Origin of the sequence: Streptomyces sp. NBC_01426 (genome assembly GCF_036231985.1) — a bacterium.
In the GTDB taxonomy this organism is placed as follows: Bacteria; Actinomycetota; Actinomycetes; order Streptomycetales; family Streptomycetaceae; genus Streptomyces.
This window is the reverse complement of record NZ_CP109501.1, coordinates 207,742-222,497: the sequence shown is the minus strand read 5'-3', so window position 1 is coordinate 222,497 and position 14,756 is coordinate 207,742. Positions and strand designations below refer to the sequence as shown.

At 71.9% G+C, this 14,756-nt stretch carries 14 protein-coding genes; 10 read left to right on the top strand and 4 right to left on the bottom strand.

The window, feature by feature from the left end:
- Window positions 1-34: 34 nt before the first annotated feature.
- Both OG906_RS35565 and OG906_RS35560 read left to right on the top strand, forming a co-directional pair.
- Window positions 35-1,081 carry an ATP-binding cassette domain-containing protein gene (locus OG906_RS35565; protein ID WP_329448402.1) on the top strand — a complete coding sequence of 349 codons (1,047 nt, stop codon included), beginning with the start codon at window positions 35-37 and terminating at the stop codon, window positions 1,079-1,081.
- Window positions 1,078-1,872 carry an ABC transporter permease gene (locus tag OG906_RS35560; protein ID WP_267803273.1) on the top strand — a complete coding sequence of 265 codons (795 nt, stop codon included), beginning with the start codon at window positions 1,078-1,080 and terminating at the stop codon, window positions 1,870-1,872. Before OG906_RS35565 ends, OG906_RS35560 begins: the two co-directional genes overlap by 4 nt.
- Before the next feature lie 66 nt (window positions 1,873-1,938).
- Here the strand turns inward: OG906_RS35560 and OG906_RS35555 are convergent, their stop codons facing one another.
- Both OG906_RS35555 and OG906_RS35550 read right to left on the bottom strand, forming a co-directional pair.
- Window positions 1,939-3,897, bottom strand: a complete 1,959-nt coding sequence (locus tag OG906_RS35555; protein WP_329448401.1) for an ABC1 kinase family protein — start codon at window positions 3,895-3,897, stop codon at window positions 1,939-1,941.
- Window positions 3,894-4,436: a hypothetical protein gene (locus OG906_RS35550; RefSeq protein WP_267827551.1), complete on the bottom strand. Its 543-nt coding sequence runs from the start codon at window positions 4,434-4,436 to the stop codon at window positions 3,894-3,896. Before OG906_RS35550 ends, OG906_RS35555 begins: the two co-directional genes overlap by 4 nt.
- Before the next feature lie 208 nt (window positions 4,437-4,644).
- On the opposite strand from OG906_RS35550, the gene OG906_RS35545 reads away from it, so the two are divergent.
- Genes OG906_RS35545 through OG906_RS35530 form a run of 4 tightly spaced genes read left to right on the top strand, consistent with a single transcriptional unit; the run spans window position 4,645 to window position 7,330 of the window.
- Window positions 4,645-4,761, top strand: a complete 117-nt coding sequence (locus OG906_RS35545; protein ID WP_267827550.1) for a keywimysin-related RiPP — start codon at window positions 4,645-4,647, stop codon at window positions 4,759-4,761.
- A 27-nt stretch (window positions 4,762-4,788) separates the two neighbouring features.
- The gene (locus tag OG906_RS35540) at window positions 4,789-6,618 is read left to right on the top strand and encodes an asparagine synthase-related protein (protein WP_329448400.1); all 1,830 of its coding nucleotides are present in this window, start codon (window positions 4,789-4,791) and stop codon (window positions 6,616-6,618) included.
- A complete protein-coding gene (locus tag OG906_RS35535; protein WP_329448399.1) occupies window positions 6,615-6,872 on the top strand; it encodes a lasso peptide biosynthesis PqqD family chaperone in 258 nt (85 codons plus the stop codon). The genes OG906_RS35540 and OG906_RS35535 overlap by 4 nt, the downstream gene beginning before the upstream one ends.
- Window positions 6,869-7,330 (top strand): lasso peptide biosynthesis B2 protein, encoded by a 462-nt coding sequence (locus tag OG906_RS35530; protein ID WP_329448398.1) that lies wholly within the window; start codon window positions 6,869-6,871, stop codon window positions 7,328-7,330. Before OG906_RS35535 ends, OG906_RS35530 begins: the two co-directional genes overlap by 4 nt.
- Here the strand turns inward: OG906_RS35530 and OG906_RS35525 are convergent.
- Window positions 7,296-7,979 (bottom strand): hypothetical protein, encoded by a 684-nt coding sequence (locus OG906_RS35525; protein WP_329448397.1) that lies wholly within the window; start codon window positions 7,977-7,979, stop codon window positions 7,296-7,298. The two genes, OG906_RS35530 and OG906_RS35525, sit on opposite strands and share 35 nt — an antisense overlap.
- Before the next feature lie 342 nt (window positions 7,980-8,321).
- Here OG906_RS35525 and OG906_RS35520 point away from each other — a divergent pair, with 342 nt between their 5' ends.
- The 4 genes from OG906_RS35520 (at window position 8,322) to OG906_RS35505 (ending at window position 14,230) form a co-directional block, all read left to right on the top strand.
- Window positions 8,322-9,266 (top strand): polyprenyl synthetase family protein, encoded by a 945-nt coding sequence (locus OG906_RS35520; RefSeq protein WP_267827547.1) that lies wholly within the window; start codon window positions 8,322-8,324, stop codon window positions 9,264-9,266.
- A gap of 21 nt (window positions 9,267-9,287) precedes the next feature.
- Entirely contained in the window at window positions 9,288-10,835 is a 1,548-nt protein-coding gene (locus OG906_RS35515) for an acyl-CoA carboxylase subunit beta (RefSeq protein ID WP_329448396.1), read from the top strand.
- 12 nt (window positions 10,836-10,847) lie between these two features.
- The gene (locus tag OG906_RS35510; RefSeq protein WP_329448395.1) at window positions 10,848-11,078 is read left to right on the top strand and encodes an acyl-CoA carboxylase epsilon subunit; all 231 of its coding nucleotides are present in this window, start codon (window positions 10,848-10,850) and stop codon (window positions 11,076-11,078) included.
- Between the two features lie 161 nt (window positions 11,079-11,239).
- A complete protein-coding gene (locus OG906_RS35505; protein ID WP_329448394.1) occupies window positions 11,240-14,230 on the top strand; it encodes an AfsR/SARP family transcriptional regulator in 2,991 nt (996 codons plus the stop codon).
- A gap of 24 nt (window positions 14,231-14,254) precedes the next feature.
- Here OG906_RS35505 and OG906_RS35500 read toward each other — a convergent pair whose 3' ends face one another.
- Window positions 14,255-14,596, bottom strand: a complete 342-nt coding sequence (locus OG906_RS35500; protein WP_329448393.1) for a hypothetical protein — start codon at window positions 14,594-14,596, stop codon at window positions 14,255-14,257.
- Between the last annotated feature and the right edge of the window lie 160 nt (window positions 14,597-14,756).

Here is a 14,756-nt window from a genome sequence, read left to right as displayed (position 1 = left end):
CCCCCGCGTGACCAGACGTAAAGGAGTGGCCGTCATGGAAACGGCAATCTCGGCGGAGGGCCTCCGCAAGCGCTACGGCGACCACCAGGCGCTGAACGGCATCGACCTCCAGGTGCCCGCGGGCACCATCCTCGGAGTGCTCGGTCCCAACGGGGCGGGCAAGACGACCACCGTACGGATCCTCGCGACCCTGCTGGACCCGGACGAAGGCCGCGCCACCGTGGCCGGCTACGACCTCGCCACCCAGGCCAGACTGATCCGCGCCAACGTGGGCCTCACCGGCCAGTACGCGGCCGTCGACGAGCGACTCACCGGCCGCGAGAACCTCCAGCTGATCGGCACCCTGCTGCGCCTGGGCCGCAAGGGGGCCCGGGCCCGCGCGGACGAACTCCTGGAGAAGTTCGAGCTCGTGGACGCCGCCGGCCGCATGGCCAAGACGTACTCCGGCGGCATGCGCCGCCGCCTCGACCTCGCCGCCAGCCTGGTCGCGAGCCCACCCGTGCTCTTCCTCGACGAACCGACCACCGGTCTGGACCTCACCAGCCGGCTCGCCCTCTGGCAGATGATCAAGGAGCAGGTGGTCAACGGGGTGACCGTCCTGCTCACCACCCAGTACCTGGAGGAGGCGGACCAGCTCGCCGACCGGATCGCGGTCATCGACAAGGGCGTCGTCATCGCCGACGGCACCCCCGACGAGCTCAAGCGCGAGGTCGGCGGCGAGCGCCTCGAGGTCTCCGTCGCCTCCGTCGCCGATCTCGCCGCCGTGACCCGGGTGCTGGACGAGGTCTCGCCGGGCGCGCCGGTCGTCGACCGCGAGGCCCGCACCGTCTCGGTACCGCTGACCGGTGGGGTGAACACCATCGCGGCCGCCGCCTCGGGTCTGCAACGCCTGGGCATCGAGCCGCAGGACTTCGCCGTCCGCCGCTCCTCGCTCGACGACGTCTTCCTCTCCCTCACCGGACAGAAGGGCGGCGCCGACGACCAGGCCCCGGACGCCGGCCCGCCCGCGGCGACCGAGAACCGCCACACGGACACGGACACGGACACCGACACGGACAAGAAGGAGATGCAGGCGGCATGACCGAGGTGATCAGCGACTCGTTCGCACTCGCGGGCCGCCAGATGCGGCACATCCGGCGCATGCCCGAGCAGCTTCTCGGCATCACCATCATGCCGGTGGCGTTCGTACTCGTCTTCGGCTACCTGTTCGGCAGTGCCATGCAGGCGCCGGGCCAGGGCGGCTACAAGGAATACATCATGGCCGGCATCTTCGCGCAGGTGATGCTCGCCAACCTGACCACCACCGCGATCGGTGTGGTCGAGGACCTCAACAACGGCCTCGTGGACCGCTTCCGCGCACTGCCCATCTCCCGCTCCTCGGTCCTGCTCGGTCGGACCACCGCCGACCTCGTCCTCGTCGGCTGGACCAGCGCCGTGATGGCCGTGGTCGGCTACTTCATGGGCTGGCGCGCGCACAACGGCGTGCTCCAGACCCTGGCCGGCTTCGGGTTGCTGCTCCTGATGGGCTTCGCGATGTCCTGGCTGGGCGCCCTCGTGGGCCTGAGCCTGCGCAGCCCGGAGGCGGTCAGCGCGCTCTCCGGCGTGGTGATGATGCCGTTGGCCTTCCTCTCCAACGCCTTCGTGCCGCCGGAGGGCCTGCCGGGCTGGATGCGCGTGGTCGTCGAGTGGAACCCGGTCAGTGCCGTGGTCTCCGCCGCCCGCGACCTCTTCGGCAACGAGCGCGGCGCCTCCAGCGGCGCCTTCCCCTCCGAGCATCCCGTCATCGCCGCGCTCGCGGTACTGCTCATCCTGCTCGCGGTGGTCGTGCCGCTCGCCGGCCGGGCGTACCAGCGGGCCGCCGCCAAGCGCTGACGCCCCGTACACCCGACGAGGCCCGGCCCCCCGGAGGGGCCGGGCCTCGCCGGTCGCGCGGCACGGTCAGCGTCTGTTCCCGGGCCCGATCATCATGAAGAGCACCCGCAGGACCAGCACCGAGCTGATCACCAGCAGGTTGTAGCCGAACAGCTCGAACAGTCCCAAACCCTCGCTCAGCATCGGGCCGCCCCCGAGGCGCAGCAGCTGTACGCCGACCAGGCCGATGATCCCGCCCAGGAAGGCCAACAGCACCTCGTGGACGAGCGAGCGCAGGAACCGGCGGTCGTTCGGATCGGCGAACATCCGCACGCCGACCGTCAACTGACCGCTCTCCACGGCCGCGCCGATGCGCTCGATGCGGCGCGGCAGCCGGCGCAGCATCGGCACCAGCCCCAACAGCTCCTCGGTCAGTGAACGCCCGAGCGCCTCCGGCCTGAGCTTGCGCAGGTGCTGGGTCACGGCGAAGGAGCGGGCCTCGGTGACGATGTCGAAGCCAGGCACCAGCCGGTCCAGGGAGCCCTCCATGGTGGCCAGCGCCCGGAAGACGGCCGCTATCTCCGGCGGCACGCTGATCCCGTGCCGGGAGACGATCGCGAAGAGGTCGGCGAACATCTCCCGGTCCGGCTTGATGCCGGGCGCGAAGTGCCGGGCCAGGAACTGCCCCAGGGCCCGTTCCAGCTTGCGTTCGTCTATGTGCTCCGGATGGACGACCAGCGCGATCAGCGCGTCGCACAGACCGGCCGGGTCGCCGCGGTGCAGAGCCAGCAGCATCCCCCGCAGGGTGGCTCGCAGCGATCGGTCGATGCGGCCCACCGACCCGAAGTCGAGCATGCCGAGCTGCCCGTCGTCGAGCAGCAGCAGATTGCCGGGGTGAGGGTCGGCGTGGAACACCCCGGTCGTCATGATCTGCCCCAGCAGGCACTCCAGCATCGCGGTGGCCAGCGCCTTCCGGTCCAGGCCCCGTTCGTCCAGCACCTTCGACACGCTGTGCAGGGGTATGCCGGACATCCACTCCGTGACCAGGACCCGCTTTCCGGTGAGTTCCTCGTGCACCTCCGGCACCCGGATGACCGAGCCGCCGCCGCCCTCCTCGATCGCCGCGGCCACGGACTGGGTGTTGCGGGCCTCGATGCGGAAGTCGAGTTCCTCCTGGACCGACACCGCGAACCCCTGGGCCAGCGACAGGGCGCCCACGCTGCGCCCCCACTCCGTGTGCTGCTCCAGCCGGCCCGCGAACCGGTACAGGATGTCCAGGTCGTCCACGACGATCTCGCGGGCGCTCGGCCGCTGCACCTTCACCGCGACCTGCCGGCCGTCCCGCAGTCGCGCCCGGTGCACCTGGGCGATGGAACCCGCCGCGAGCGGCTTCGGGTCGAACTCGGCGAACACCTCGCCGGGCGGCGCCCCCAACTCCTCGTGCAGCACCCGCTCGACCGCCTCCCAGGGCTCGGGGGACGCCTGGTCCTGCAAGGTGCTCAGCTCCGTGATGAACTCCGCCGGCAGCAGGTCGTACCGGGTGGACATCACCTGGCCCAGCTTGACGAAGGTGACACCCGCCTCCTCCAGTGCCAGGCGCAGCGACGGGGCCAGTACCGCGCGCTCGGCGGCCGCGCCCGGACCGCGCCGCGACCTGCCGCTGAGGAACCGTCCCAGTCCGTGCCGGACGAAGATCCGGCTGAGCCGGACATAGCGCCGGGTACGGGCGAACTGGCGGCGCAGCGAACCCGGCAGCCGGACCAGCCCGCGCACCGCCCCCGAGGGAAGCAGTACCTCGGTGGCCGCCAGGAACAGCATCGCCACCACCAGCGACACCCCGATCTCCAGGGTGATCAGGGCCAGCGGCTGCACGTTGCGCAGCGGATAGCTGATCAGCGTGCCGGCAGCCAGCCCGACGCATCCCGTGAGCACGGCACGCCCCTTGCCGAGCCGGACCCCGAGCAACCGGCGCGCCCCGGAGGCGAGTCCGGCGACGAAGACGGTGAGGGAGAGCGCCGCCAGCAGAATGAGGACCGCGGTGTTCATGACTGGCGACGTCGCCTCAGATAGGAGACCGCCACCGCGGCGAGCAGCGGGCCCCACAACAGCAGCGGCGCGTACAGCCAGCCCATGATCGACCGGTGGACGCCGGTCAGGTTGCCCTGGTCGACGGTGTCCCAGACCAGGAGCTGGCTGAGCGTGATCGCGGTCATGGCGAGCGCCCCCACCAGGGCGACCCCCGCTGCCGCCCACGTGCGCACCGGCTTCCCGCCGATGACGGGCAGCCAACGCGGCGCGACCAGCCCCCAATCGCGGACCAGCCCGAGCGTCAGCAGGGCCACGCCCTCCTGCACGAGGGAGATCAGAGGCAGGATCAGGTATCCGGAACCCGGCAGCCCGTAGTCGGTGCGCAGCACCTCCTCGCCGTAACCCACCGGCACGCCCACGGTCATGGCCAGGCGCCACAAGGTGGAAGGCAGCGCGATCAACGGGACGGCATGCGCGGCCCAGACGGCCCAGCGCGGTGGCGGCGGGGTGCTCAGGACCGCCGCGTGGGCCGGGGTGGGAGTGACTTGAGTCGTCATATGAGAAGGCTGCCAATCTCGTCGTATGGTGCGCAACCGGACCGGAAATTCTATGGAGCGGTCAAGACCATTTCCGTTCCGATGTCAGCTTGCTGCCATGTCGGTTCGGAACCGGACAACCTCGTTGAATCCCCCCTTCTCCGCTGCAATATTCAGTTCCGTTGCGTGACACACAGTCGTAATTCCCTGGAATCGAAAGGAAATGGCCATGCTGAAGAAGTCTTACGAGACTCCCGTATTCGCCGCCGCGGGAACGTTCCGCGCGGACACCGGAATCGGCCTCCCGGCGCTGTGGGACTGGCACCACCACGGCGGCATGTTCTAAGTACGCCCATTCCCGCAGGAGCTGACCATGCCGGACCGCGGCGCACCGTTCTTCTTCGTATTTCCTGACAACGAGGCGGCGTTCGCCGTGGCCCGGCGCCTGCGCCGGAGCTGGCCGGACCTCTCGTCCGTGGGGCACGCCTCCGGACGGGACTGGATCATCGGCCGCTGGGACGGGGCCGACCTGACCGTGGCGCGCACCGGACGCACCCGCGTCGCGCTGGTCGGCACCTTCCCGCGGAACGCCGCCGAAGTGCTGACCCGCCGGGCCGCCCACCTCCGCGACCCGGCGACACTCGACGACCTGGCACTGACCCTGCCCGGCCAGTTCCACCTGCTCGCGTCGGTCGACGGCGCACTGCGCGTCCAGGGCTCCGCCTACGGGGCCCGCCGCGTCTTCCACACCCGCACCGGTGACGCCCTCGTGGCCGGCGACCGGGCCGCCGAACTCGCCCGGCTGGCCGACCTCGAACCGGACACGACCGCCCTCGCCATCCACCTCATGGGGATGGTGCCCGCCCCGCTGGACGAGCGCGTGATGTGGCACGGCGTCACCGCCGTCCCCCCGGGCACCGCCCTCCTGGCCCGGCCCGACGGAGCCCCCCGCCACCACCGCTGGCACCGCCCGCCCGAGCCGCGCACCCCCGCGGACCGCGGCGCGGCGGCCGTACGCGACGCGCTGGTGGCCGCCGTGGACGTACGCACCGCCCCCGGCGGCCTGATCAGCGCCGATCTCTCCGGCGGCCTCGACTCCACCACCCTGTGCTTCCTGGCCGCCCGCGAGCCCGCCCGCGCACGGCTCATCGCCTGCACCTCCACCGGGGACGAGTCCTTCAACGAGGACGGCCGCTGGGCGCGATGGGCCGCCGAGGACCTCCCCGGAGTCGAGCACTTCATCCTGCCCGACGAGGACCTGCCCAAGTTCTACGACGGCTTCGCCGACGACGACCTGCGCTTCGACGCGCCCACACCGCTGGTCGCCTCCCGCCGCCGCGTGACCGTGCTCGCCTCCCGGATGGCCGCCCGGGGCTCCCGGCTCCACCTGACCGGCAACGGCGGGGACAACCTGTTCTTCGGCGTCCCCACCCACCTGCACTCCCTGGTCGCCCGCCGTCCCGTGCTCGCGCTGCGCCGGCTGCACGGCTACCGGGCCCTGCGCTCCTGGCCCCTCGCGCCCGTCGCCCGCCAGCTCGCCGACCGGCGCGGCTACCGGGCGGCGCTCGCTGCCCTCTCGGTACGCGACGCGAGCGCCCCCGTCCCCGGCGGCCCCGCCCTCGGCTGGCTGCGCCGGCCCTCCCTCGCCTCCTGGCTGACCGAGGACTGCCTGAGCCTGCTGGAGCGGGAACTCGCAGCCGCGGTACCCACCGCGGTCCCCTACGGACCCACCCCCGGCCGCCACACCGAACTCGCCGCCCTGTACCGGCTGGGCCGCGACAACCAGGCCATCGAGGACGCCGGCCGGGCGGTCGGCGTACCCCTGGCCGCGCCCTTCCTCGACGACCGGGTGATCGAGGCGGCCTTCTCCGTCCGCGTCGAGGACCGGGTCGACCCCTGGGCGTACAAACCGCTCCTGGTGCGGGCGATGGACGGGCTCGTGCCCCGGCGCTCCCTCTCCCGCGCCACCAAGGGCGAGGGCAGCCAGGACGCCGCCGCGGGCCTGCACCGTCAGCGCGACGCGCTGACGGCCCTGTGGGACGACAGCCTGCTGGCCCGCGCCGGACTGGTCGACGAGGCCGCCCTGCGCCGGATCTGCGCGGCCGCCGGCTCGCCGGAACTGCGCGACGAACGGTTCATCTGCACGCTCGCCGCCGAGATGTGGCTGCGTACGACCGTGACGACACGAGGAGCCATCGCATGAGACTGGTCAACCGCCCGTACCTGAAACTCGCCGCCACCGAGTACGGCGCCGTGCTGCTCGACACCAAGTCGGGCGACTACTGGGAGCTGAACCCCACGTCCGCGACGATCGTCTCGGCCCTGCTGGACGGGGGGCAGGCCGAGGAGGCCACCCACCGCCTCACCCAGGAGTTCGACGTAGACGCCGAGCGCGCCGCGGCCGATGTCGGCGCCGTCCTGCGGGCCATGGCCGCCGCGGGCGTGGTGGCGGCGTGAGCTTCACCACCGCCCTGCCCTCCGAGCGCGTCCGCTTCCCGCTGCGCCCGCGTCTCCGGGCGCGCACGGCGGTCACCGCGGCCCGGCTGCTCACGCGGCTCGCCCCGCACCGACTGGAACGGGCCCTGACCCGGATCGCCCGCGGCGCGGTCCCGGCGACCGAGGCGCAGGCGACGAACGCCCGCGAGCTGGTGCTGTCCACCAGCCTGATGATGAACGGGCACCGCAGCTGTCTGCCCCGTTCGGTGGCCATCGCGCTCACCTGCCGGATCCGCGGCACCTGGCCCACGTGGTGCGTGGGAACGCTGATGAGCCCGCCGTTCAGCCCCCACGCGTGGGTGGAGGCCGAGGACAGGCTCATCGGTGAGAAGGGCGATCACGCGAGCTGGGCGCGGCTCATCACCGTGGCGGCGCCCGAGCCGCTCACTGGCAGCCGCGCTGCCAGTTCCACCCAATGAAGGTGTTGCGCAGCGAAACGTCGAAACGACAGGTCGCGCTGCCGTCCGCGTTCAGGTCCACGGAGGAGTGGTGCGTGTTCGCGTAGGTCTTTCCGGAAACGTCGAAGATTCCCTTGTACGTGAAGTCGGCGTGCGCCTCGGTACGCGAGACGGCGCAATCGGCGGCACAGTCGGTGCTCTTCGTGGCGGACTTCAGCGACCACCCGGCATTCCACGGTTCCCGGTTCCACGCCTGCGTGACCTCGGTGGCCGCCGTCGTGATGCGGCCGCCGTCCGTGGTCCACTGCGAGCTGGTGTAGAGCCCGGTCATCCGGATGTTGCAGCAGTCGTACATCTCGTTCCAGCTCGTGAACCGGCGCGCCGTGCCCGCGGCGGCCGGGGCCGCGGTCGCCGCCGTGGCGGGGGTACCGGCGATCGGGACCAGGCGCACCTCCCCGAGCCGGGGCGAGCAGTCCGCCCCGATCGTGACCTGCTGCCGCACGGCCATCCCGGCCGGCGGCGCGGGCAGCGAGCCGGTCAACCGGACCTCCCCGCACGCCTGCCCGGACGATCCGGACGGCGCCGCGGTCCCGGCGGCCGTGGCCGAACCGGCCGTCAGTGCCAGCACGCCGGCGGCGAGTACAGCGGCGAGCGTGAGTCGGTTACGCAATTCCCCAGCCTTCCCTCGGAGTTTTCGTGAGGGAGCGTAAGCGTCCGTCATTCCATGCCGACCCGCCCGCCGAGATCTTGGCAGGAAGCTGACAGCCCCCTGGCCGGCGGGTGGGCCGGGGTCGTAGTGGCACCTTCATGACAGCCCTGTTGAACGGCGGTCCGCCCCCACTGAAAGCTGTTCGACGCATACGTGAAAACAATGGGCTCGACCGTTACACAGAGGGGTTTCCCCATGGGGGCAGGACACATGTACGGCGCCGGGACATCTGTTTCCACGGATCTCCCCGCCATCCGACTCCTCAATCAACTCGCCCTGAATGAACCGGAGTTCGAGAATCGGATGCGAGAATCGCTGATTCGGGCCGAGAAGTGGCTCCAAGCCAGTGCGCACGACGCCCTCGACCCGCGTGTGGCCGCCCTCACCGGCCACCTCGCCGACGCCGGCGGCAAACGCCTTCGCCCCCTCCTCGTTCTCCTCGGCGCCGAATTCGGCGACCCCTGGGCGCACGGCGTCACCCAGGCGGCCGCCATCGCGGAACTCGTGCACATCGCCTCGCTCTACCACGACGACGTCATGGACGGGGCGGCCACCCGGCACGGCGTCCCCAGCGTCCACGCCCGCTGGGGCGAGCGGGCGGCGGTCCTCGGCGGGGACTGGCTGCTCGCCCGCGCCGCACAGCTCGCGGCCGAACTCGGCTCCGCGGCCGTCCACCTCAACGCGCAGGCCGCCGGCCGCCTGGTCGTCGGACAGCTGCGCGAACTCGCCGGCCCGGGCCCCGGCGAGGACCCCGTCACCCACTACTTCCAGGTGGCGGCGGGCAAGACGGCGGCCCTGTTCGCGATGTCCCTGGGGATCGGCGCCATCCAGGCCGCCGCGCCCGCACCCGTCGCCGCGGCGCTCGCCGAGTGCGGCGAACAGATCGGCATCGCGTTCCAGATAGCCGACGACCTCCTCGATCTCAAGGCCCCGGCCGAACTCACCGGCAAGGAACGAGGCAAGGACCTGCTCGCCGACGTCCACAGCCTGCCGGTCCTGCTCGCCCGCGAGGGCGTGGACCGCGCCGATGCCGAACTCAGGGACCTGCTCGCGGCCGGCCCCGTCCCGGCCGCGGCCCTGCCCCGAGCCCTGGAACTCTTCGAACGCTCCACCGCGCTGGACGAGGCCGAGGCCGTGATGCACCGGCGTCTCGACCGTGCGAAGGCCGCCCTCGACGGCCTGCCCCCGCTGCCCGCCCACCGCGCCCTGCTCGCCCTCTGCGACCACGTCGCCCTCCGCACCCACTGAACCGGCAAGGGAGCCCCCGCCATGACCATGGCCGAACGGGTCGCCGAACTCGCCCGCATCCGACAGGAAGCACACGTCGGCGCACCCGCCGCCACCGAGGCGCAGCACGCCAAGGGCAAGCTGACCGCCCGTGAGCGGATCGCTCTGCTGCTCGACGAGGGTTCCTTCAAGGAGGTCGAGCAGCTCCGCCGGCACCGGGCCACCGGTTTCGGCCTGGAGGCGAAGAAGCCCTACACCGACGGTGTGATCACCGGTTGGGGCACGGTCGAGGGTCGTACGGTCTTCGTCTACGCGCACGACTTCCGGATCTTCGGCGGTGCGCTGGGCGAGGCTCACGCCACGAAGATCCACAAGATCATGGACATGGCCATCGCGGCCGGTGCGCCGCTGGTCTCCCTGAACGACGGCGCGGGTGCCCGTATCCAGGAGGGCGTCTCCGCGCTCGCGGGCTACGGCGGCATCTTCCAGCGCAACACCAAGGCCTCGGGCGTCATCCCGCAGATCTCGGTCATGCTCGGCCCCTGCGCCGGCGGCGCCGCGTACTCCCCGGCCCTCACCGACTTCGTGTTCATGGTCCGGGACACCTCGCAGATGTTCATCACCGGCCCGGACGTGGTCCGCGCGGTGACCGGCGAGGAGATCACCCAGAACGGCCTCGGCGGCGCCGACGTGCACGCCGAGACCTCGGGCGTCGCCCACTTCGCGTACGACGACGAGGAAACCTGCATCTGCGAGGTCCGCTACCTCATCACGATGCTCCCCTCCAACAACCGCGAGAACCCGCCGAGCACACCCTGCCAGGACCCCGTCGACCGCGGCTGCGAACGCCTGCTCGACCTGGTCCCCGTCGACGGCAACCGGCCGTACGACATGCGCGAGGTCATCGCCGAGATCGTCGACGACGGTGAGCACATGGAGGTCCACGAGCGCTGGGCCACCAACGTCATCACCACCCTCGCCCGGCTCGGCGGCCACGTGGTCGGCATCGTCGCCAGCCAGCCCCGCTCGCTGGCCGGCGTCCTCGACATCCACGCGTCCGAGAAGGCCGCGCGCTTCGTCCGGCTCTGCGACGCGTTCTCCATCCCGCTCGTCACCCTCGTCGACGTCCCCGGCTTCCTGCCGGGCGTCGACCAAGAGCACGGCGGCATCATCCGCCACGGCGCCAAGCTGCTCTACGCCTACTGCGACGCCACGGTCCCAAGGGTCTCCGTGGTACTGCGCAAGGCCTACGGCGGCGCCTACATCGTCATGGACTCCCAGTCCATCGGCGCCGACCTCACCTACGCCTGGCCCACCAACGAGATCGCCGTCATGGGCGCCGAGGGCGCGGCCAACGTCGTCTTCCGGCGGCAGATCGCCGACGCCGAAGACCCCGAGGCCACCCGGCAGCAGCTCGTCAAGGAGTACAAGGCCGAGCTGATGCACCCGTACCACGCGGCCGAGCGCGGCCTCGTGGACGACGTCATCGACCCCGCCGACACCCGGGCCGTCCTCGTCGCCGCACTCGGCATGCTGCGCAGGAAACACGCCGCGACACCCGCCCGCAAGCACGGCAACCCCCCGATGTGAGGAGCGAGAACCATGTCCGGCACTTCCGCACCCGCCCTCCAAGGACCCCTGGCGCCGCCCCTGTTCACGATCATCAGTGGCAGCCCCACCCCGGAGGAACTGGCCGCCGTCACGGCCCTCCTGACCCTCCTCACGACACCCCCCGACACCGGCCCGGCGGGACCCGCCGAGCCCGGGCCGGCCGCCCGGTGGGACCGAAGCGACCTCCCGCCGCCCGCCTCCTGGGCAGCGGCCCGCCCCTGACCGGCCCGTCCCCCGGCAGCCTGATCGGCGCCTCCCACCAGCCGCCCCGCCGGCAGTTTGCTGCCGTCCGCGTTGCGTGCCCGCCCGGCGGCCTGTAACTCAGAGTGAAGACGGTACGACCGCCGTTCCGGCAGGACCGCAGCGCAAACGAGGGGGCGTCCGTGCTTCAGGTGGTGTTCCGGATCCTGGGGCCACTGGACATCAGCGCCGACGGGCGACCCGTCGCCCTGCAAGGCGCCCGCCAGCGCACCATCATGTCCATGCTGCTGCTCGCGCCGGGCCGGGTGGTCTCCGTCGACACCCTCGCCGACGCCGTCTGGCAGGGAAACCCGCCCGCCACGGCCCGCAACCAGATCGCCATCTGTGTATCGGCCCTGCGCAAGACCCTCAGGACCGCGGTCGGCATCGACGACCTGCTCGTCACCAGCCACCCCGGATACATGCTCCACGCCGGCGAGCACCGCATCGACGCCGTCGAGTTCGAGGAGCGGGCCGCCGAAGGACGCGAGGCCGCCCGCCGCGGCCGCACCGAGGAAGCCCGCGCCCACTTCGAGGAAGCCCTGGCGATGTGGCGCGGCCCCGCCCTCGCCGGGGTCGTCGCCGAACGAGTGGAGGCGGAGGCCGAACGGCTCACCGGGCTCCGCCTCGACATGTACGAACAACTCACCGCCCTGCGCCTGGACCTGGGCCAACACCGCGAACTCATCGGGGAGCTCACCGGCTTCGTACGGGCGCACCCCCTGCGTGAACAGGCCCTCGCCCACCTGATGCTGGCCCACTACCGCTCCGGCCGCCGCGCCGAGGCCCTGGAGACCTACCGCGACGGGGCACGCCTGCTCGCCGAGGAACTCGGCATCGACCCCGGCCCCGCCGTCCAGGAACTCCACGAGGACATCCTCGCCGACTCCCCGAAGCTCACCCTGCCCACCACCGCGACCCTCCAGTCGACCGCCGCCACCACCACGGTGCCCGCCCACCTGCCCCCGGCCCCGGCCTCCTTCACCGGCCGCCACCAGGAACTCGCCACCCTCGACCGCCTGCTGGACCAGCTCGACGGTTCCTCCCTGCCCGTCGGTTCCATCACCGGCACCGGCGGCGTCGGCAAGACCGCGCTCGCCGTCCACTGGTCCCACCAGGTCGCCGCGCGCTTCCCCGACGGGCAGCTCTTCGCCGATCTGCGCGGCTACGACGAGGAGGAGGAACCCCGCAGGCCCGGCGCCGTCCTCGACCGCTTCCTGCGCGCCCTCGGCGTGCCCGGCCCCCAGATCCCCGCCGACCAGGTGGAACGCACCGCGCTCTTCCGCAGCGTCCTGGGCGGCCGCCGGATCCTGATCGTCCTGGACAACGCCCGCTCCTTCCAGCAGATCCGCCCCCTCCTGCCCGGCACGTCCGGCTGCTGCGTCCTGGTCACCAGCCGCGACAGCATGAGCAGCCGGCTCGCCGGTGACTACGCCCTGGTACCGCTGAACCTCGGCTCCCTCGAACAGGACGAGTCGATCACCCTGCTCTCCCGGGTGGCCGGCGACGACCGCCTGTCCGGCGATCCCGCGGGCGCCGCCCGACTCAGCGAACTGTGCGACCGGCTGCCCCTCGCGCTGCGCATCGCGGCCGCCCGGCTCGCCGCGAAGCCGCACTGGACCGTCCGCACCCTCGTATCGCGACTGGAGGACCAGCACCGCCGACTCGACGAGCTGAGCCTGGACGCCCGCGGGGTCCGCGCCGGGCTCCGGCTGAGCTACCGCGACCTGCCCCCCGACACCGCCCGCATGTTCCGCCTGCTCGGGTCGCTGAACGTCACCGAGTTCTCCGCCTGGGCCGGCGCCGCCCTTCTCGACATCCACCCGGTCGACGCCGAGGACCTCATCGAGCAGCTCGTCGACGCCCAGCTCCTCGAACCCCTCAGCGCCACCGCGGGCCACGTCCGGTACCGATTCCAAGACCTCCTCCGCCTCTTCGCTCGCGAATGCGCGCTTGCCGAGGACGGAGAAGGAGAACTGAGGGCCGCCCTGAGACGTGCCTGCGGGGTGTGGCTGGCGCTCACCAAGGAGGCCCACCGGAAGGTCTACGGCGGGGACTACACCGTCGTCCCCGGCTCCGCGCCCCTCCGCGAACTCCCCTCCCACCTGGTCGAATCCCTCGTGGAGAACCCCATGGAGTGGTTCGAGGCCGAACGCTCCTCCATCACCGGCCTCGTCCAGCAGGCGGCCCGCGGGGACGAGTCCGCGTACGCCTGGGACCTGACCATGACCAGCGTCACCCTCTTCCAGAACCGCAACTACCTGGAGGACTGGCGGGAATGCGGCGAAGCGGCCCTGACCGCCGCCCGCCGCACCGGCGACCGGCTGGGCGAGGCGGCGATGCTGCAGTCGCTCGCCACCCTGGAGATCATCCAGTACGAGTACGACAGCGCGTACGAGCGACTCGGCCTGGCCCTGCACCTGTTCGAGGAGCAGGGCCAGCACCAGGGGCGGGCCCTGGTGCTCCGGAACCTGGCGATGTGCGAGCGCCATCGCGGAGACACCGATCGGGCGGTGGAGACGGGCCGCCGCTCGCTGGAGATCTTCCGCGCGGTCGGTGACCCCTACGCCGAGGCACATGTACTGGGCCTGCTGGCGCAGTTCGAACTGGAACGGGGGGACGCTCAGGCGAGCCTGATGCTGTCGTCGGAGGCGGTGGCCAGAAGCCGAGGACTCGGCACCGTGCGGGGCGAGGCGCAGAGCACGCTCCGGCTCGCGCAGGCGTTGATCCACCAGGGCGACGGGGCGCGTGCGGAGGAGGCTTCCCGGCGCGCCCTGGAGCTGGTGCTCGGCAGCGGCGACCGCCGGGGCGAGACACACGTGCTGCGTGCACTGGGGGAGGCGCTGTGGCGCCAGGGGAAACTGGAGGAGGCCGAGGCGGTGGCACGCAGTGCTCTCCAGGTCGCGGAGCAGGTCGCGGACGTCTACCTGCGGGCGCGGGCGGCCGTCGTCCTCGGAAGCGTGCAGGCGCTGCGCTCGGACCGGAGCGGCGCCGCGAGTACGTTCAAGAGCGCGGCGGACCTCTTCACCGAGGTCGGCGCACAGGGGTGGCGAGCGCGGATGGACCAGGTCCTGGTGGCGCTCGCGGAAGGCGAACGGGGCGACCTGCGGGGCCTGTTCGCGTTCCAACCCTGACGGCGGCCCTCCGCGGCCCCCCGCTCACATCCACGGATCGTCCGCCCCGGCACCGGTGGCGGAGACCTTCCACGGGTCGTCGGTCCCGGGCCCCTGGACGGTGGCCTTCCACGGGTCGTCCCGCAGCAGGCCGCCGGCGCGCACCGACCACGGGTCGTCCGTCCCGGCCACGGTGGTGATGGCCTTCCACGGGTCGTCGTGGGTGGGGCCGGCCGCCGCGAGGTCGTCGAATGGTGTCACGCCCTGGTTCACGGCGACCCCCGCGACCGACACCAGGAGCAGGGCCGTCGTCGCCACCAGCCTGCCCAGCGGAGCGGCCGTCGCGGTCTGAGCGGTCTTGCGGGTGGAGAGAATGAAGTGGTTCATGGCGTCCTCCCGGACCTTCGTCGTCCGCTGCGGGCCGGTGCCCCGCGGTACGCCCTGAACGCTACGCAGCCCCCGTTTTCGTGCGCTTTCAAAACCCTTTCGGATCACTGAAATCGATCCGAGAGCGAGATGGAACACCAGGTCAATAGCGTTTCGCGCA